The organism is Paenirhizobium selenitireducens ATCC BAA-1503, assembly GCF_000518785.1.
GTDB lineage: Bacteria > Pseudomonadota > Alphaproteobacteria > Rhizobiales > Rhizobiaceae > Allorhizobium > Allorhizobium selenitireducens.
On record NZ_JAEG01000016.1, the window covers coordinates 70,698 to 89,459 of the forward strand.

Genomic DNA, 18,762 nt, shown 5'->3' on the forward strand with positions numbered 1-18,762 from the left:
CTCTGCCCAGGTCGACGTCTCGATCCTCAGGACCTCGCAGGATCGTCGGACGCACAACAAGGGCGCCGGCTGCGCCGGCGCCCTTATGGGCTTTACGACAGGTGGTGAGGTTTGGTCAGTCCGTAGACAGGTGTGTCAATGCCAACCTGGCGGGCTTTCAGCTGAAGCGACAGATACTGCGAATAGTGGCGCGACTGGTGCAGGTTGCCGCCGTGGAACCACAGGGCTTCCTGTTGCGTCGGTTTCCACATGTTGCGCTGTTCGCCCTCCCAGGGGCCCGGGTCCTTGGTCGTGTTGGAGCCGAGACCCCAGCATTTTCCGACCTTGTCGGCCACTTCTCGCGAGATGAGATCGGCCGCCCAGCCGTTCATCGAGCCGTAGCCGGTGGCGTAGACCACGAGATCGGCGGGCAGTTCCGTGCCGTCCTTCAGCACCACGGCGTTTTCCGTCAAATGCGAGACGTCGACGCCGGATTTCAGCTTGATCGAACCGTCGATGACCAGGTCGCAGGCCCCGACATCGATGTAATAACCCGAACCGCGGCGCAGATATTTCATGAAGAGACCGGAATCGTCGTCGCCGAAATCCAGCATGAAGCCGGCCTTTTCGAGCGCTGAATAGAAGTCCGCGTCCTTTTCACGGATCTTGTCGTAAATCGGGATCTGAAACTCGTGCATGATCCGGTAGGGCAGGGAGGCGAAGATCAGATCGGCCTTGCGCGTCGTCATGCCGCCCTGGACTGCCCGCTCGGAATAGAGATCGCCGAGGCCGATCTCCATCAGCGAATCCGACTTGACGATATGGGTGGAGGAGCGCTGCAGCATGGTGACGTCGGCGCCGGCCTCCCAGAGTGCCGCGCAGATATCGTGGGCGGAGTTGTTGGAGCCGATCACCACGACCTTTTTGCCGGCATAGGCATCCGGGCCGGGATGCTGCGAGGAATGCTGCTGCTCGCCCTTGAAGACATCCTGGCCTGCGAATTTCGGCACATTGGCCTTGCCGGACATGCCGGTCGCCAGCACCAGTTGCTTCGGCCGCAGCACCACCTCCTTGCCGGCATGCTCGACGGTGACCGTCCATTCGCCGGTCGTCTCGTCATACTGCGCCGACTTGGCCGTGGTGGAGCCCCAATAGTTCAGCTCCATGACCTTGGTGTACATTTCCAGCCAGTCGCCGACCTTGTCCTTCGGGGTGAAGACGGGCCAGTTTTCCGGGAAGGGAATGTAGGGCAGGTGGTCGTACCAGATGGGGTCGTGCAGGCAGAGCGACTTGTAGCGCTTGCGCCAGCTGTCGCCGGGGCGCTCGTTCTTCTCGATGATGATCGTCGGCACGCCGAGCTGGCGAAGGCGCGCGCCGAGCGCGATGCCGCCCTGGCCGCCGCCGATGATGACGACTTCGGGCTGGACCGAATAGCCCAGTTCTGCGGCCTCGATCTCGCGCTTTTCCTTCCAGGTCTTGCGATCCCGGTCATGGCCGTGTTCGGCCCCCATCGGACGGCGAAATCCCTTGGGCTCCTCGTGGCCCTTCAGCTCCGTCATGGTGGTGAGCAGCGTCCAGATCAGGCCGTCCTTCAGGCGGATATGGCCATAGCCGCGCGCGACCCCCGTCTCGAATTCGAACCAGCCGTCGGTGACGCCGCCGGCCTCCGAGGCGGCCTCCTTCGTGTCCTGCACAAAGTTCGAGGGCCTTGCGGCGGCAAGCTGGCTGGTGAGCATGTCGCGGATCTGCTCATGGCCTTCGAGCGTCTTCAGGTTCCAGGTGAAAGTCACCAGGTCGCGCCAGTGGCAATCGGCCTGAAACAGGTTGACGGCGGCGTCGATGTCGCCGCTCGCAAGCGCTTGGCCGAGCTTTGAAAGCATCGTGTCGATCTTGGTTCCGGGGCTGATATCAAGCATTTCTTCTCCTCCATGGATGCTTGGGGGTGGTCATGGAACGCCCGTATGGGGCGTTCCGCAAAGCGTCAAAGCCTCCGCCGGCCGGGCTCCTCTCCCGGGACAGGCGTTGGCCAGGATGCTTATTTCGAAAGATCGATCAGGATCTTCAGATGGGTGCCGGCCGGATCGAGCAGGGCGTCGAAGCCCTCCTTCACCGCCGTGTCGAGCGTGATGCGCTTGGTGACGATCTTGGTCGCCGGCAGCAGGCCCGAGGCGATCAGACGGATGACGCGCGGCCAGTAATGCGTTGGATAGGCCCAGGAGCCCTTGACCTCGAGGTCGCGGAACGTCACCTGGAACCAATCGATCGGATTTTCGTGCGGGTGCAGCCCGGTCTGGACGACCACGCCCTGTTTGCGCACGGCATCGACGCAGGCCTTCAGCGCATGTTCGTTGCCCACGCATTCGATCGCCACGTCGCAGCCGACCTGTCCCTCCGTCTGCGAGCGGACGACATCGCCGACATTGTCGCGCTTCGGGTTGATCGTGATGACGTCGGGCAGCACGCTTCTGGCAAGCTCGAGCCGGGCATCATTGAGATCGGAGACGAAGAGCTGGGCGGCGCCGGCCGCGCGGGCGGCGAGCAGGGTCAGCATGCCGATCGGCCCGGCGCCCGTCACCAGAACGCTGTTGCCGGCGGTGACGCCGCCGCGATCGCAGGCATAGACGGCAACGGCCGTCGGTTCGACGAGTGCGGCCTCCTCGTCGGTCATCTCGTCCGGGATTTTCTGGACATTGTATTCGTTGACAAGAGCGGCTTCCGCCATGCCGCCGCCATCCCAGCTTAGTCCGACAAGGGCCAGCTGCGTGCTCAGATGGAAAAGGCCGCGATCGGCGAAGTAGTCGCCCGATCGCGGCATGACGAGCGGCTGGATCGAGACGCGATCGCCGACAGCAACAGACGTCACGCCCTCGCCAACGGCCTCGACGACGCCGCCGAATTCATGGCCGAGGACCTGCGGGCCATGCGCGCCGGTGAAGGGATGCGGCTCCTTGGGGATGAAGATCGGGCCGTAGCTGTATTCGTGAAGATCGGTTCCGCAGATGCCGACGAAGCGGTTGCGCACAAGAACCTGCCCCGGCCCCGGCTGCTTCGGCTCGGGGATGTCGTCGAGCCGCAGGTCCTTGGCTGCGTGAAATCTGAGTGCGCGCATGTTTCCTCCATTGGCTGCTGTTGCTGCCAAGAGAGCAGCAACGCGCATGCCAGCGGGGCGCGCCGCCGCGAAAGGTTGAAATCACTCAGCTTTCAGTGATGACGCCGGCGTGATACGCCACAGCTGTGGCGCAACAGGTGTGGCAGATGCCGCAGTGTGGCGCTCAATGAGGACGGTCCAGGCGAAACCGTCTCATGCGGCGATGCAAGGTCGTGCGATCGATGCCGAGCCGGCGAGCAGCCTCAGAGACATTGCCCTTGCAGGCGACAAGCACTGCCCTGAGGTCGGCTTCGGGGCTGTCGTCGCTGAGGATAGACGACATGCCCGACAGTTGGTCCGGCAGGTCCGCCACCTCGACCAGGCCGTCGTCACAGAGCGCTGCGGCAAAGGCGATGGCATTGTCCAGCTCGCGGATATTGCCCGGCCAGGCATAGTTGAGAACCAGCCGTCTTGCGGCGCTTGAAAGCCTGAGCGGTCGGGCCGCCGTTCCATGCTTTTCGAGTAGCCGTTCGAGCAGCCAGGGCAGGTCCTCGCGCTGGCAAAGCGGCGGCAGGGAAAGCACGGCGGCGTTCAGCCGGTAATAGAGGTCTTGGCGGAACGCGCCGGCCGCGACCATGTCGACCAGCGACCGATGCGACGCCGAAATGATACGGAAATCAACCCTGCGCGGGACCGTGCCGCCTACGGGCAGGACCTCGCCTTCGGCCAAAACCCTGAGCAAGCGACTTTGCGCAGAATAGGGCATGTCGCCGATTTCGTCGAGGAACAGCGTTCCGCCCTGCGCTTCCTCGACCAGCCCTTTCCGCCCCTTGGCGAGCGCGCCGGTAAAGGCTCCCGGCGCATGGCCGAACAATTCGCTCTCGATGAGCTGTTCGGGGATGGCCGCGCAATTGACCGCAACGAAGCGGCCGGAAAGCCCACTCACCTCGTGAACGATGCGAGCCAGATATTCCTTGCCGGTTCCGGTCTCACCCTGAAGCAGGATCGGCAGTCCGCTCGGCGCAAGCTTTGTCACCTTGCGCCTGAGGTTGTCGACTGCCGGAACGTTACCGCCCAGCCTGTTCATGGCCGGCGGTTGCCGGGACGGGCGTGCAAGCGGCACGCCGACCGTGCGCTGCTGCGGCTCGATGGCATGGGCAAAGAGCATCGACCCGTCGCGCACGGCAATCCGCCGGTCTTGCGGCAGGCTGGCGCGGGTGAGGGAGGCGAGTTCGTCGAGGCCTGCTTCGAAAAAGTCGGTGACCAGTTGGCCGATCAGAAGTTCGGGCCTGCGCCAGTCGAGCCCGCGCGAGGCGGCAAGAAGCCGCGCGCCGCCATGGGTCATGCCGGTAATGTGGCCCCCGCCGTCGGCGGAAATCGCCGCTTCCGGGTCGACGTCGAGGAACTCCGGGGCGCCGGCAAAGCGCAGCACCAGATCGTGGCGGCTGTTCGCCATGAGGTTGGCGAGCTCGATGCGCCGCACGGTGGAAGAGACGAGATGGCGCGCCATGTTCTGGCTCGCCTTCAGGATCGGCGAGCTCAGGAGCGAGATGTCGAGGACGGCCGCCAAGGCTCCTTGCGTGTCGTAGATCGGCGCGGCGGTGCAGGAGAGCGGCGTATGGGTGATGTCGAAGTGATCGGTTTGATGGATGGTCAGCGCCTCGCCGGTGGCGATGCAGGCGCCAACGGCGCAGGTGCCGGCGCGGGGCTCGGCCCATTCGGAGCCGAGATAGAGGCCTGCCTTGCGCAGGTTGTTGTTGAAGGAGGGATCGCCCAGGAATTCGACGGTGACGCCCTGACGGTCGGAGAGCAGGAGAACGTAGTTCTGCTCGGCAACCTGGCGGTAGAGCCGCTCCAGACCTGAGCGGGCGATGTGCACGAGGTCTTCCGCCTGCTGGCGATGTTCGCGCAGCCGCGTTTGCGAGACGATGACCGCCTCGCGCGCCTTTGCCGGATCGAGCTGATAGGTCTCCAGGCATCGCCGCCAGGATTCCACGACAATGGCGTCGCGTCCCGTATTGCTTCCCCGTCCGACGCGCTCGATTTCCTTAACGTGATCCGCAAAACCCATCAAATCACCGGCTCTTGAGGGCCGCCTCCCGTGATCGTCCAAGCGATCATAGCCGCAATTGCCCGGGGTGCCTAATCCTTCGGCGCATTTCGACCTTCATCCGTCACGCTTGTGAGATGCAGGCCGCCATTCGCGATGAAAAATGGGCCAGCTCGCGCGAGGGCTCTGTTGGACGAGCCCGGACCGGCCAGTATGGGAAGGCGATGGACGCTTTGATCCGCACCTGCGGCCCGCCGTCCTTCGTCATCGGTTCGCGTCCTTATCCCGGCGTACCGGACGAGAAAAGGCTCAAGGAAGCCATCGCGATGGCGCGGGGCTGAACGACCGCGCCGGGCGGACCAGCGGATCGACCTTTGGCGACAGCTAACGCGTCCGCGTGTCGATCAAATGCCGCTTCTGCCGGCTTGACTCTGTGTTTGTAATGATAAAAAACATTCGGGAGTGGAGGACGCCATGACAACCAGCCTGCCGATCACGCCCATCCTGCAATTCGGCACCAGCCGGTTCCTGCAGGCTCATGCCGACCTGTTCCTGTCCGAGGCGCTGGCGCAGGGCAGGGCGCTTGGCCCGGTCACGGTAGTGCAATCCTCGGGCGATGCCGGGCGGCGCGGGCGGTTGGCGGCGCTCGCGGCGCAGGACGGGTTCGCGGTGCGGGTGCAGGGACTGGAGGACGGGCAGACGGTGTCGTTCGAGACCCGCGTCACGTCGATCCGCCGGGCGCTGACAACGGCCGAGGATTGGTCCGAGATCTGCCGGATCGCGGCTGAAGAGGCCGAAATCGTCCTGTCGAACACCAGCGAGTCCGGCTGGACCGTGCAGCCCGCCGACAGCGGTCCGGAGTTTGACCAGGCCATGTCTTATCCTGCCAAGCTGACCCAGCTTCTGCGCGCGCGTTTCCGCGCCGGAGGGCGCCCCGTGCAAGTGATGCCGACCGAACTGATCGCCCGCAATGGCGAGACGCTGCGCGCCCGTGTGCTGGCGCTTGCCGCGCCACTGGACCCCGGCCTTGCCGACTGGATTGGCCGCGAGGTGCGTTTCGTCAATTCCCTGGTGGACCGCATCGTTTCGGCCCCACTGGAGCCGGCGGGTGCAGTGGCCGAACCCTATGCGCTGTGGGCGATCGAGGACTGCCCGGGGTTGGTGCTGCCCTGTCGTCACCCGGCGGTGCAGGTGGTGGCCGACCTTGACCGGATCGAGAAACTCAAACTGCATATCCTCAACCTCGGCCATACCTGGCTGGTGGCCGATTGGCAGGCGCGGGGCGGGGCGGAAACCTTCGTGCGCGAGCTGATGGCCGACCCTGCGATCCGCGCCCGGCTGCTGGCGCTCTACACGCATGAGGTCCTGCCCGGCTTTGCCGCCCGGGGCTTTGCCGAGGCGCCGGCCTATGTCGCGGCTACCCTCGACCGCTTTGCCAATCCCTTTCTCGACCACAGGCTGTCCGACATCGCCCAGAACCACGCCGAAAAGGTCAGCCGCCGGATCGGAGCTTTCCTGCGCTGGTCGGGAAGCGACTGCCCGCAACTGCAGGCACTGGCAGGGCACAGCCCCCAGCCTACCCCAGGTGATTGACCCGCAGCGAGGCGAGCAGGGTTTCCTTCGAGGTCGCCAGATGGGCCTGGACCGCTGCCTGCGCGGCGTCGGCATCGCGTGAGCGCATCGCTGCGATGATGCGGAGATGCTCGTTTACGGCGGCCTTGTTGCGGTCGCGCTCACGCTGTTTATCCCATTGATAGTGATAGTGAAAAATCAGCGAGATAACCTTTTGGAAGTCGGCCACGAAACGGTTTTTCACCACGGCGTTGATGGTGGCGTGGAACTTTTCGTCCAGGCGTGAGAAGTCGCGGAAGTCCGTGTCGATGCGGTCCAGGAGCTGCAGGTGCTCGCTCTCCAGCGCGTCAAGGGCGGCCCAGACGGGGTGGGTTTCGGGTAAGGCGCTGACGGTGCGGGCGGCATTGACCTCAAGCAGGGTGCGGAACTCGGACAGTTCCACCGCATAGTCGCCGGTGAAGCCCAGAAGCCGCCAGCCGCCGCGCGGGCGCCGCTCGACCAGGCCGAAATGATCCAGGCTGGCGAGAAATTCCTGCAACAGATGGGGCGGAACCGAGAACTGCTTGGCCAATTGCGCCACGTTCAGCGGTGTGCCGGCGGGAACGTCAAAGCGCAGCACCCAGTCCAGAAACCGCCCCTCCAGCTCTCGCAACGAGATGTATTCCTCGCGCTCGGGGAGGCGGTCGGCCTCGGTCGTGGCCCGCAACAGCGATTTTTCGCGCCCGTCCAGCCCGATGATTCCTTCTTCGGCCAGCCGTTTCAGCACGCCGCGCACCACGGTTCGGCTGACCTTCAGCGCCTTGGCCAGCTTCAGCTCGGACGGCAGCGGCTCGCCGGGGGACTGACCGGCCAGTTGATCCACCGTCTGATTATAGGCAGCGCGAAATCGGACATCGGTGCGGGCCATGGCGTCCTGTTCTTTTGTTTTAATCTATTAAAAACAATTTACATGTCGCGCATCCGCCGTCTAGTGTTCTTTATGATAAAAGTCCAAAGGCGAGGGGAGGCGCTGGAATGGCCGAGATGATGCTCTGCGGCACCTGCATTACGCCGGGTCGCTTCGAACTGGTGGCGGCACCCGTGCCGCAGACGGCGCCTGACGGCTGGGTGCTGGTCGATATCGCGGCGGCGGGGCTTTGCGGCACCGACTACCATATCTTCACGGGCAAGCAGCCCTATCTGAGCTATCCCCGGGTCATCGGTCACGAGCTTTCGGGCCGCGTGGCCGTCGCGGCCGCCGGTTGGGACCGTGGCGTGCCCGTGGTGATCAACCCCTATATCTCGTGCGGTCATTGCCGGGCCTGCCTGCGCGGCAAACCCAATTGCTGCACCCGGATCGAGGTGCTGGGCGTGCATCGCGACGGCGGCATGTGCGCCCGTATCGCGGTTCCGGCCTCCAATCTCTATCCAGCGGGCGACCTGCCGCTCGAAGCGGCGGCGATGGTCGAGTTTCTGGCCATCGGCGCGCACGCGGTGCGACGCGGCGAGGTCATGGCGGGCGACCGGGTCCTGGTGACCGGGGCGGGGCCGATCGGTCTTGGCGCGGCGCTTTTCGCCCGAATGCGCGGTGCCGAGGTGCATCTGCTGGACACCACGCCCGCCCGTCTGGAGCAGGCCGCGGCATTTGGCTTCGAGCATCTGCATTCGGCCCTTGGCCCCGACCATGCCGAAGGCTTCGACGTCGTCTTCGACGCGACCGGCCATGCCGGCGCGATGGAGGCTGGCTTTGCCCATGTCGCCCACGGCGGCTCCTATGTCCTCATTTCGGTCGTGCAGGATCGCATCACCTTTTCCGACCCCGAGTTTCACAAGCGCGAAGCGCGGCTGATCGGCTCGCGCAATGCCACGGCGGAAGACTTCGAAGTGGTGATGGCGGCGTTGCGCTCCGGCGCGGTGCGGGCCGATGCGCTGCTTTCGGAGCGGATTGCGCTGGCCGACGTGCCGGGACGACTGCCGGAGCTGGCGGCCGATCGGGGCCGCCTGATCAAGGCCATCGTCATCCTGGGCACCGGGCCATGACCGAAGTCATCCGCATGAGCGCCATCGAAAAGCGCTTCCCCGGGGTTCACGCCCTGCGCGCGGCGCGGTTCGATCTGATGGCCGGCGAGGTTCATGCCCTGATGGGGGAGAACGGGGCGGGCAAATCGACGCTGATGAAGATCCTGTCCGGCATCTATGCGCCCGACAGCGGCAGCATCAACGTCAACGGTGCAGAGGTGCGCATCGCCGGACCCCGCGCGGCGCAGGCGCAGGGCATCGGCATCATCCACCAGGAACTGGCGCTGATGCCCGACCTGACGGTTGCGCAGAACATCTTCATCGGCCGCGAACCGCGCAGCCGCTGGGGCGTGCTGGACGAGGCGCAACTGAACCGCGATGCCGAGGCGATCTTTGCCGCAATGAAGGTGCCGCTTGATCCGCGGGCCGAGGTGCGCAGCCTGACGATCGCCAAGCAGCAGATGGTGGAAATCGCCAAGGCGCTGTCGTTCCGCTCGCGCATCCTGATCATGGACGAACCCACCGCCGCCCTGAACGACGCGGAAACCGAGGAACTGTTCGCCATCATCCGGCAGCTGAAATCGGAAGGCGTGGCACTGGTCTACATCAGCCACAAGATGGACGAGATCCGCCGCATCTCGGACCGGGTGACGGTCATGCGTGACGGCGCCTATGTCGGCACCGTGGCGGCCGCTGAAACGCCGATCGAGACCATCATTTCCATGATGGTGGGCCGCGAACTCGATCAGTCCTCCGCCGAGATTCCCGACCTGTCCGCGGCGCCTGTGGCGCTCGCCGTCAACGGGCTGCGGCGCGGGCGGCTGGTGCGCGATGTCAGTTTCGATCTGCGCAAGGGCGAGATCCTCGGCTTTGCCGGGCTGATGGGCGCGGGCCGCACCGAGGTGGCCCGCGTCATCTTCGGCGCCGATCCGCGCGAGGCAGGCGAGATCGTGGTTCACGGTCGGCACTGCCCGATCCGCAGCCCCCGCGATGCGGTGGCGGCGGGCATTGGCTACCTGTCCGAGGACCGCAAGCATTTCGGGCTGGCGCTCGGCATCGACGTGCGCGGCAACATCGCGCTGACCTCGCTCGAGCGGTTCTCGGATAGCTTCCTTCGGGTGGACGAACCGGCGCTCGCCCGGGTGGCCGCCGACTATATCCAAAGCCTTGCCATCCGCACCCCGTCGGACCGGCAGGAGGTTCGGCTTTTGTCGGGCGGCAACCAGCAGAAGGTGGTCATCGCCAAATGGCTGCTGCGCGACTGTGACATCCTGATCTTCGACGAGCCGACGCGCGGCATCGATGTCGGGGCCAAGGCCGAGATCTACCGTCTGCTGCAAAGCCTGGCGGCAGCGGGCAAGGCCATCATCGTCATTTCCTCGGAACTGCCCGAGGTGCTGCGCCTGTCGCATCGCATCGCCGTGATGTGCGAGGGGCGGCTGACCGGCATCCTGCCCGGCGGCCCTGCCACCAGCCAGCAAGAAATCATGCGCCTGGCGACCCAGCGCGACACGATATCCGAAGGAGCATCCGCATGACCGCAACCCTCGCCGCCAAGCCTCGCCTGATGGGTTCGGGAGCGCAACAGAAGGTTCTGGCCTTCGCCAGCCTGATCGCGCTCCTGGTATTCTTCTCGCTGGCTTCGCCCAACTTCCTGCAGACCGCCAACATCCTGGCCATCCTGCAGGCCACCAGCGTCAACGGCGTGCTGGCCATTGCCGCGACGCTGGTCATCATCACCGGCGGTATCGACCTGTCTGTCGGCACGCTGATGACGTTCACCGCCGTGATCGCCGGGGTGGTCCTGACCATGTGGGGGCTCGCGATGCCGCTCGGCATCGTCGCCGCCATCGCTGCCGGGGCGGCCTGCGGCTTCATTTCGGGCTCGCTGATTGCTCGTATGAAGATCCCGCCCTTCATCGCCACGCTGGGCATGATGCTGATCCTCAAGGGCCTGTCGCTCGTAATTTCGGGGACCAAGCCGATCTATTTCAACGACACGCCGAGCTTTCCGCTGCTCTCGACCGGATCGCTGATCGGGGCCGTGGTGCCCGGTCTGCCGGTGCCTAACGGAGTGTTGGTGCTCTTCATCCTGGCGCTGGCGATTTCGTGGGTGCTGAACCGCACGACGCTCGGACGCTATTGCTTTGCGCTGGGGTCGAACGAGGAGGCGGTGCGGCTTTCGGGCGTGAATGCCGATGGCTGGAAGGTGGCGATCTATGCGCTGGCCGGCGGCATCTGCGGCATAGCCGGGCTGCTGATCGCCTCGCGGCTGAATTCGGCGCAGCCGGCTCTGGGGCTTGGCTATGAGCTGGACGCCATCGCCGCCGTGGTGATCGGGGGAACCTCGCTGGCCGGTGGGCGCGGCTCGATCCTCGGCACCATCATCGGCGCGCTGATCATGAGCGTGCTGCTCAACGGACTTCGTATCATGTCGGTGGCGCAGGAATGGCAGACCGTGGTTACGGGCGTCATCATCATCGCCGCCGTCTACGCGGACATGCTTCGCCGGCGGCGTGCCGGCTAACTGAAAGAGAACGGGCAACGTTCCGATATCCAACGTCAAAACCTCAAGGAGAACACTATGTTGAACAGAAGAGCGCTGATGGCTGCGCTTTGTGCAGGCAGCCTGATTGCATCCAGCGGCATGGCCCTGGCGCAGGACAAGCTTTACATTCCGCTGATCTCGAAAGGCTTCCAGCATCAGTTCTGGCAGGCCGTGAAGGCCGGTGCCGACAAGGCGGCGACCGAGTTCGGCGTGGAGGTCACGTTCGAGGGCCCCGATACCGAAGCTCAGGTCGACAAGCAGATGGACATGCTGGCTGCCGCCCTGGCCAAGAAGCCCGCCGCCATCGGCTTTGCCGCACTGGACAGCCAGGCGGCGACGCCGCTTCTGAAGCAGGCACAGGATGCGGGCATCCCGATCATCGCCTTCGACTCGGGCGTCGACAGCGATATTCCGGCCACCACCGTGACCACCAACAACCTCGCCGCTGCGGCGCTGGCCGCCGACAAGATGGCCGAGCTGATCGGCGGATCCGGCAAGGTGGCGCTCGTGGTGCATGACCAGACCTCGCGCACCGGCATCGACCGCCGCGATGGCTTCGTCAACCGCGTCAAGGAAGCCTATCCGAACATCGAAATCGTCGACATCCAGTACGGTGCCGGCGACCAATTGCAGTCGACCGAGATCACCAAGGCGATCCTGACCGCTCATTCCGACATCAAGGGCATTTTCGGTGCCAATGAGGGCTCGGCCATCGGTGTGCTGAACGCGGTGAAAGAGACCGGCAAGACCGGCGTCATCGTGATCGGCTATGACTCGGGCAAGCTGCAGAAGGATGCGATCCGTGCGGGCGAGATGGCCGGCGCGATCACCCAGAACCCTGTCGGCATCGGCTATGAAACCGTCAAGGCTGCAATCGCTGCGGTCAAGGGCGAGAAACTGGCCGGCACCGTCGATTCGGGCTTCGCCTGGTATGACAAGACCAACATCGACGCGCCGGAAATCGCAGCGGTCCTCTACGACTGAGGTCGGTCGAGGCCTGTCTGAAACCTGCCGGCCCCGCATGTCCGGGGCCGGTTCTTTTGACGAGGAAGAATAAGATGGAACTGGGTCTAAAGGGCAAGGTGGTGATTGTGACGGGTGGTGCCGCGGGCATCGGCGGTGCGATCTCCGAACTTCTGGCCGCCGAAGGGGCGGTGCCGGTGATCTTCGCCCGCCGCGCACCCGAGGCAGACTGGCTGGCGGGGCTCGGACCCGACGCCGGTTGGGTGCAGGTCGAGCTTTCCGACGACGACCAGTGTCTCGCTGCGGTCGACGAGGCCCGTGCACGGTTTGGCGCGATCTACGGACTCGTCAACAATGCGGGCGTCAATGACGGCGTGGGGATCGAGGCCGGACCGGCCGCCTTCCGCGCTTCGCTCGACCGCAACCTCATTCACTATTACACGCTGGTCCACCTCCTGGCCGAGGATCTGAAATCGCAGGCCGGGGCGATCGTCAACATCAGCTCGAAAACCGCCGTCACCGGCCAGGGCAACACCTCGGCCTATGTCGCGGCCAAGGCGGCGCAGCTTGGCCTGACGCGGGAATGGGCCGCTGCCTTCGCTCCCCATGGCGTGCGAGTCAACGCGGTGATCCCGGCCGAGGTTATGACACCGCTCTACGCCCGCTGGATCGAGACCTTCGAAGACCCTGCCGCAAAGCTTGCCGAGATCACGGCTCGCATTCCTCTGGGTCAGCGCATGACCGAGGCTGCGGAAATTGCCTCCATGGTGGTCTTTGCCCTGTCCGACCGGGCGCGGCATCTGACGGGCCAATGGCTGTTCGTCGATGGCGGTTATACCCATCTCGACCGGGCTCTCGCGGGAGTGGGCCAATGAAGCCGGATCACATCATCCTGTCCTCAGAAGACGACGTTGCGATTGCACTCGCCGACCTGCCGGCCGGGGCCGTCCTAGCGGGTGTCACGCTCACCTCGGCCGTGCCGCGCGGCCACAAGATCGCGCTTCGCGACCTTGCCGAAGGGACGGCGGTGCGCCGCTATGGCCAGATCATCGGCCAGGCCAGCCGCGCGATCGCCGCGGGCGAGCACGTGCATGTCCAGAACCTCGGCATGTCGCTGCACGCGCTGGATCACGACTTCGGCGCAGACCTGCGCTCCCTTCCGGTGCCGGCTGAAACCCGCACCTTCCAGGGCTATCGCCGTGCCGACGGGCGGGCCGGGACACGGAACTATCTGGGCGTTCTGACCTCGGTCAACTGCTCGGGCTCGGTGGCGCGCTTCATCGCGGAAGAGGCGGAAAAGACCGACTGGTTCCGCGCGCTGAAGAATGTCGACGGTATCGTGCCGATCGCACACAGTTCGGGCTGCGGCATGGCGGGTGACAACGAGGGCTACGAGACCCTGTTCCGCACCCTGCAGGGCTATGCGAAGAACCCCAATTTCGCCGGCATCCTGCTGGTCGGCCTGGGCTGCGAGGTGATGCAGATCCCCGCCCTTGTGGGCAAGGCCCGGCTGCGCGCCGACGGCCAGTTCAAGCACATGATCATCCAGGATCAGGGCGGTACCCGCCGGACGGTGGAACGCGGGGTCGAGGCGCTGCGTGAACTGGCCGAAGTGGCCGAAACCTGCCGTCGCGAACCGATACCCGTGTCCGAGCTGGTGATTGGCATGCAATGCGGCGGCTCGGACGGCTATTCCGGCATCACCGCCAATCCTGCGCTCGGCGTCGCATCGGATCTCCTGGTCGCCCATGGCGGTACGACGATCCTGTCGGAAACCTCGGAGATCTACGGCGCCGAACACCTGCTGACCCGCCGCGCCGTCAGCCGCGAGGTGGGTGAGAAACTGCTGGATCGCATCCGCTGGTGGGAGGATTACACCGCGCGCAACAAGGGCGAGATGAACAACAATCCCAGCCCCGGCAACAAGCGCGGCGGGTTGACGACGATCCTCGAGAAGAGCCTTGGGGCCGTGGCCAAGGGCGGCTCGGCGCCGCTGGCCGGCGTCTACCTGTTTGCCGAGCCGATCGATACCAAGGGCTTTGTGTTCATGGACAGCCCCGGCTACGACCCGTGCTCGGTTACCGGCCAGGTGGCGTCGGGTGCCAATCTGATCGTCTTCACCACCGGCCGCGGTTCGGTTTCGGGCTACAAGCCGGTGCCCTGCATCAAGGTTGCCACCAATTCCGAGATGTTCGTGCGCATGGAAGAGGATATGGACCTGAACACCGGCGACATCCTGGAAGGCGTCACGCTGGAGGAAAAGGGCCGGGAGATGTTCGAGATGTTCCTGCGCGTGGCGTCGGGCGAGATCACCAAATCCGAAAGCCTCGGATTTGGCGGGGCGGAGTTCGTGCCCTGGCAGATCGGCGCGGTGATGTGATCCCGTCCATGTCCAGACCCATGTCATCGCCCATGACATGGGGCTGGACAGACACGTCGAGAGCGAAAGCCGTTTCGTTGCAGATGATCAGTTTCGGCTCGGACGCCTGCCCTTGATGATGCTCTTCGCCTCCTTGAGCGCGTCGAAGATTTCGCCGTCGAGGAGTCCGTCTCCGCGCCTCGAGTTGAAGCTCTCGCAATAGCCGCTCTCCCAAGGCGCGCCCGGTATGATGGGGGCCGTCTTGGCGCCGACCATTGCGGTCCATTCCCTCAGCGGTAACTTTCGTCATGCCTGTCGAGCGGCGGCCTCCGCCATTGAATTGCCCTGCACATTCAGCACCTCAACCTGACGCAACGTCGTCTCTCTTTTCAGGGGGCGGAGCAGTTGGTGAAAGATGAACTGAATAGCCCCTTGGCAAGACCTGGTTAAGGTTTTCTTTCTATTAACAGGACTGGTGTGACAGCTTGTTTGATGGTCTGGCGTAACATGCAATTTCCCCCCTTTCGTATCCCCGTTTCCAATCCCGACAATGTCGCTCCCGATAGCGATCAGGCGCATGCGGCATCGCATCCCGGCAAGGCCGCGACTGATGATCGGCCGCCGAGCCATGCGGTCTCCGATGCCGTGATCCTCGATCCCGAGAAGCTTCCCGTCTGGCAGAGGGCCTTTATTCTGGGGCCGAACGTGCGCTTTGGCCGCACGCCCGGACCGTCCGTTCTCAAGGGCGAGATCGTCGATGCCGCACCCCAGCCAGGCGCAGAAAGTGCCAAAGCGCCGGCCGGTCCGGTCGCGCCTGCATTCGATGCCGGGGTCCAGGCAGCCTTGTCCGCCAACTATGTGATCGGGCGGAGCAATCCGGTCTTTGCGCCGCCGGCCAAGGTCGACGGCTCTCCGGTCGGGGATCTGCAGCGGCAGATCGCCGAGGCGCTCTCGCAAGGGGCTGACCCTATCGATCCGCGTCCTGCCGCATCCGCCGAGAGGCACGGCGCGCCGGGGTTTGTCCTGCCGCCCCGCACGGGCGCGCCGCTCAGGGTGCCGCCGCGTGCGGCCCGCGAGCCGCTGCGCGCCGAGGCGCCCCAACCGATCGCCAGGAACCCGGTCCGGTCGGCGGCCCTCACCCAGACCGCAACCGTCTCGTCGCCTGTTGCCGAGCATCCTGTTGCGGCCATGCGGCCGGCGGTGACTGCGGCTGCGACCCAGGCTCAGGCCGCGGTTGCCCCGGTTCAGGTGTCCGTCCGACCGACGAATTCTCAGACGTCCGCCGCATCGGTACGGCCCTTCACGGTGATCCCCGATCACCTGCTTTGGGAAATGATGAGCCTCGGCGCCTCGGAGGCGGCGGAGCCGCGGGCCGCTGCGCGCGCAGCAAGAACGCCGCCGCTCACCACGCCAGTACCGCAACCGGTGCCGGTCGCACCGACTGTCGCGCCCGTCATTGGGACGGTGGTGCGGATGGCGCCGCCTTCCGGCGTGGCCGCTATCAAGGCTCCCGCTCCTGCGCCGAAGTCTCGTGCATCCTCCGTCAACGCGCCAGCCGAGGACACGCCTTCGGCCGTGCACCTTTACCGGCATGTCGAGCTGCGTCGTCCGGCCCCCGTCTCGGTCTCGATCCCGGTCGCGACCACCGCGGCCGTCGATGTCGCTCCGGCGGAGCAGAGCATCGTGTCGAAAGCCGTCGTCCCGACAGACGCCCAGTTTGTCCGGTCGGCTGCTAGGCGCGCGCCCGGGCCGCTCTCCTTCATCCAGACCGAGGATTATCTTTTCCCCTCCGTCGAACTCCTGCAGGCCGCCGGTCCGCGCCAGGCCGGCATGATGAGCCAGGAGGCGCTCGAGCAGAGCGCGGGCCTACTGGAGAGCATTCTCGAGGATTTCGGGGTCAAGGGCGAGATCATCGACGTGCGCCCGGGTCCGGTCGTCACCCTCTATGAATTCGAGCCCGCGCCGGGGGTCAAGTCTTCGCGCGTCATCAATCTGTCGGACGATATCGCCCGCTCGATGTCGGCGCTTTCGGCGCGCGTCGCGGTCGTTCCCGGCCGCAACGTGATCGGCATCGAACTTCCCAATGCCGAGCGCGAAACGGTCTTCCTGCGCGAACTGATCGAGAGCAACAGCTATGTCGGCACAGACTTCCGGCTGCCACTCTGCCTCGGCAAGACGATCGGCGGCGAGCCGGTGATCGCGGAGCTGGCGAAGATGCCGCATCTGCTCGTCGCCGGCACGACGGGGTCGGGCAAATCGGTGGCCATCAACACCATGATCCTGTCGCTGATCTACAATCTGCGGCCCGAGGAATGCCGGCTGATCATGGTCGATCCGAAAATGCTGGAGCTTTCAGCCTATGACGGCATTCCGCATCTCCTGACCCCGGTCGTCACCGATCCGAAAAAGGCGGTGCTGGCGCTCAAATGGGCGGTCCGCGAGATGGAGGAGCGCTATCGCAAGATGTCGCGGCTCGGCGTGCGCAATATCGACGGCTTCAATGCCCGCATGGCGGAAGCCCGCGCCAAGGGCGAGACGATCATGTTGCCTGTCCCCGTCGGCTTCGACAAGGGCACGGGTGAGCCGGTCTTCGAAGACCAGGAACTCGATCTGTCGGCACTGCCCTATATCGTCGTCATCGTCGATGAGATGGCCGACCTGATGATGGTCGCCGGCAAGGAGATCGAAGGGGCGATCCAGCGGCTTGCCCAGATGGCGCGCGCGGCGGGTATCCACCTGATCATGGCGACGCAGCGCCCCTCGGTCGACGTCATTACCGGCACGATCAAGGCCAACTTCCCGACCCGCATCTCCTTCCAGGTGACCTCCAAGATCGACAGCCGCACCATTCTCGGCGAGCAGGGTGCCGAACATCTGCTCGGCCAGGGCGACATGCTGCACATGGTCGGCGGCGGACGCATTTCCCGCGTGCACGGGCCTTTCGTGTCCGATCATGAGGTGGAGAAGGTCGTCGCGCATCTGAAGACGCAGGGGCAGCCGGCCTATCTCGGCAGCGTCACCGAAGACACCGAAGAGGGCGTGTCCGAGGACGAGGATGACGCGGCGGTCTTCGACAGCACGGCTATGGGCGGCGAAGCCGATGCCGACGAACTCTACGAGCGGGCGGTGAAGGTGGTGCAGCGCGACAAGAAGTGCTCGACCTCCTACATCCAACGACGCCTGTCGATCGGCTACAACCGCGCCGCCTCGCTGGTCGAGCGCATGGAGCAGGAAGGGCTGGTCGGCGCGCCGAACCATGTCGGCAAGCGCGAGATTCTCGGCCAGCGGCCGCCGGCGGCCAAGGACAGCGAAGAGCAGGTGGGTTGACGGTTTCGCCGTGCGTCGGCGTCATCCGGGACGGAGCGCCGGGGACTGGTCGAGTGGAGGCCGGTCAGTCGGCCTTCCGTAGCCGTGCCGCCTGCTCCACCGCTTCGAGATCGCCGAGTGCTGCGGCCTGTTCGAACAGGGCAAGCGCTGCGGCCTTGTCGGCTGTCACGCCGTCGCCCTTCTCCAGGGTGATGGCGAGATTGACCATTGCATCGACATTGCCTCCCTTGACGGCCACCTCGTAGAGCTTGATCGCCTGCACCATATCGCGGTCGACGAGTGTGCCCTCATCATAGAGCACGGCGAGATTGTAAGCTGCGAAGCTGTCGCCCTGGTCTAGGGCCTTGCGGTAGAATTCGATGGCTTTGTCGGCATCGACCGGGCCGCCCATCCCGTTCTGATAGGCAACGCCCAGATTGTACTGGCCAAGGGCGCTGCCGAGCTCGGCCGACTTCCTGTACCAGTCGAGCGCCTGTTCCGGTTCGCTGTCCTCGATCATCGCGGCGAGATTGACCATGGCGACAGCGTGTCCCGCCTTCGAGGCCTCGAGATAGAGCGCCTTTGCTTTGGCCACGTCGCCCGCCTTGCGGAAAACCCGTGCAAGTTGGAAGACGATGCGTGGCGAAGGCGCGCCGCGTTCATAGGCTTCGGTGCAGGCGGGTATGGCCACGGCGGCGTCGATCTGTGCCTGTTCGACGCCCGCGAGCCCGGCGGGGCGGGAGGTGTCGAGGGGGCTGGATGCCAGCCTGTCGCACACGGAAGAAGCATCCTCCGCGCGGACAGGGTAAATGCCCAGAGAAAAGGTCGCGATCAGAAGTGTGACGACACATGTCTGGAAGCTTCCGCCGGTTATGCTCATGGTTCTCCCCGATGCCTGT

At 65.0% G+C, this 18,762-nt stretch carries 13 protein-coding genes and 1 pseudogene; 8 read left to right on the forward strand and 6 right to left on the reverse strand.

Annotated elements, in window-relative coordinates; all coding sequences use genetic code 11:
• Nucleotides 1-92 precede the first annotated feature (92 nt).
• From L867_RS0118220 to L867_RS0118230, 3 genes are all read right to left on the reverse strand, one after another.
• Complete coding sequence (locus L867_RS0118220) at nt 93-1,895, reverse strand: NAD(P)/FAD-dependent oxidoreductase (protein ID WP_028738206.1); 1,803 nt, start codon at nt 1,893-1,895, stop codon at nt 93-95.
• A gap of 119 nt (nt 1,896-2,014) precedes the next feature.
• Entirely contained in the window at nt 2,015-3,088 is a 1,074-nt protein-coding gene (locus L867_RS0118225; protein WP_028738207.1) for a 2,3-butanediol dehydrogenase, read from the reverse strand.
• Nucleotides 3,089-3,251: 163 nt separating this feature from the next.
• Entirely contained in the window at nt 3,252-5,138 is a 1,887-nt protein-coding gene (locus L867_RS0118230) for a sigma-54-dependent Fis family transcriptional regulator (RefSeq protein WP_037173793.1), read from the reverse strand.
• Between the two features lie 453 nt (nt 5,139-5,591).
• Between L867_RS0118230 and L867_RS0118240 the strand changes: the two genes are divergently transcribed.
• Nucleotides 5,592-6,710, forward strand: coding sequence for a mannitol dehydrogenase family protein (locus L867_RS0118240; RefSeq protein WP_037173799.1), 1,119 nt, complete (start codon nt 5,592-5,594; stop codon nt 6,708-6,710).
• Here L867_RS0118240 and L867_RS0118245 read toward each other — a convergent pair.
• The gene (locus L867_RS0118245) at nt 6,694-7,596 is read right to left on the reverse strand and encodes a GntR family transcriptional regulator (protein WP_028738210.1); all 903 of its coding nucleotides are present in this window, start codon (nt 7,594-7,596) and stop codon (nt 6,694-6,696) included. The two genes, L867_RS0118240 and L867_RS0118245, sit on opposite strands and share 17 nt — an antisense overlap.
• A 107-nt stretch (nt 7,597-7,703) precedes the next feature.
• On the opposite strand from L867_RS0118245, the gene L867_RS0118250 reads away from it, so the two are divergent.
• The 6 genes from L867_RS0118250 (at nt 7,704) to L867_RS0118275 (ending at nt 14,578) form a co-directional block, all read left to right on the forward strand.
• Entirely contained in the window at nt 7,704-8,708 is a 1,005-nt protein-coding gene (locus tag L867_RS0118250; protein ID WP_104367960.1) for a zinc-binding alcohol dehydrogenase family protein, read from the forward strand.
• Nucleotides 8,705-10,225 (forward strand): sugar ABC transporter ATP-binding protein, encoded by a 1,521-nt coding sequence (locus L867_RS0118255; protein ID WP_028738212.1) that lies wholly within the window; start codon nt 8,705-8,707, stop codon nt 10,223-10,225. The genes L867_RS0118250 and L867_RS0118255 overlap by 4 nt, the downstream gene beginning before the upstream one ends.
• Nucleotides 10,222-11,214, forward strand: a complete 993-nt coding sequence (locus tag L867_RS0118260; RefSeq protein ID WP_028738213.1) for an ABC transporter permease — start codon at nt 10,222-10,224, stop codon at nt 11,212-11,214. Before L867_RS0118255 ends, L867_RS0118260 begins: the two co-directional genes overlap by 4 nt.
• Nucleotides 11,215-11,271: 57 nt before the next feature.
• On the forward strand, nt 11,272-12,219 hold the full coding sequence (locus L867_RS0118265; protein WP_028738214.1) for an ABC transporter substrate-binding protein: 948 nt from the start codon (nt 11,272-11,274) through the stop codon (nt 12,217-12,219).
• A gap of 74 nt (nt 12,220-12,293) precedes the next feature.
• Nucleotides 12,294-13,073: an L-fucose dehydrogenase gene (locus tag L867_RS0118270; RefSeq protein WP_028738215.1), complete on the forward strand. Its 780-nt coding sequence runs from the start codon at nt 12,294-12,296 to the stop codon at nt 13,071-13,073.
• A complete protein-coding gene (locus L867_RS0118275) occupies nt 13,070-14,578 on the forward strand; it encodes a UxaA family hydrolase (protein ID WP_028738216.1) in 1,509 nt (502 codons plus the stop codon). The genes L867_RS0118270 and L867_RS0118275 overlap by 4 nt, the downstream gene beginning before the upstream one ends.
• Before the next feature lie 102 nt (nt 14,579-14,680).
• Here the strand turns inward: L867_RS0118275 and L867_RS27510 are convergent.
• A pseudogene (locus L867_RS27510) lies at nt 14,681-14,851 on the reverse strand (integrase core domain-containing protein); the annotation flags it as partial.
• Nucleotides 14,852-15,064: 213 nt separating this feature from the next.
• Between L867_RS27510 and L867_RS0118285 the strand changes: the two are divergent.
• A complete protein-coding gene (locus tag L867_RS0118285) occupies nt 15,065-17,884 on the forward strand; it encodes a DNA translocase FtsK (protein ID WP_084638621.1) in 2,820 nt (939 codons plus the stop codon).
• 64 nt (nt 17,885-17,948) lie between these two features.
• On the opposite strand, the gene L867_RS25685 is transcribed toward L867_RS0118285, so the two are convergent.
• Nucleotides 17,949-18,641 (reverse strand): tetratricopeptide repeat protein, encoded by a 693-nt coding sequence (locus L867_RS25685; RefSeq protein ID WP_169734097.1) that lies wholly within the window; start codon nt 18,639-18,641, stop codon nt 17,949-17,951.
• Nucleotides 18,642-18,762 lie beyond the last annotated feature (121 nt).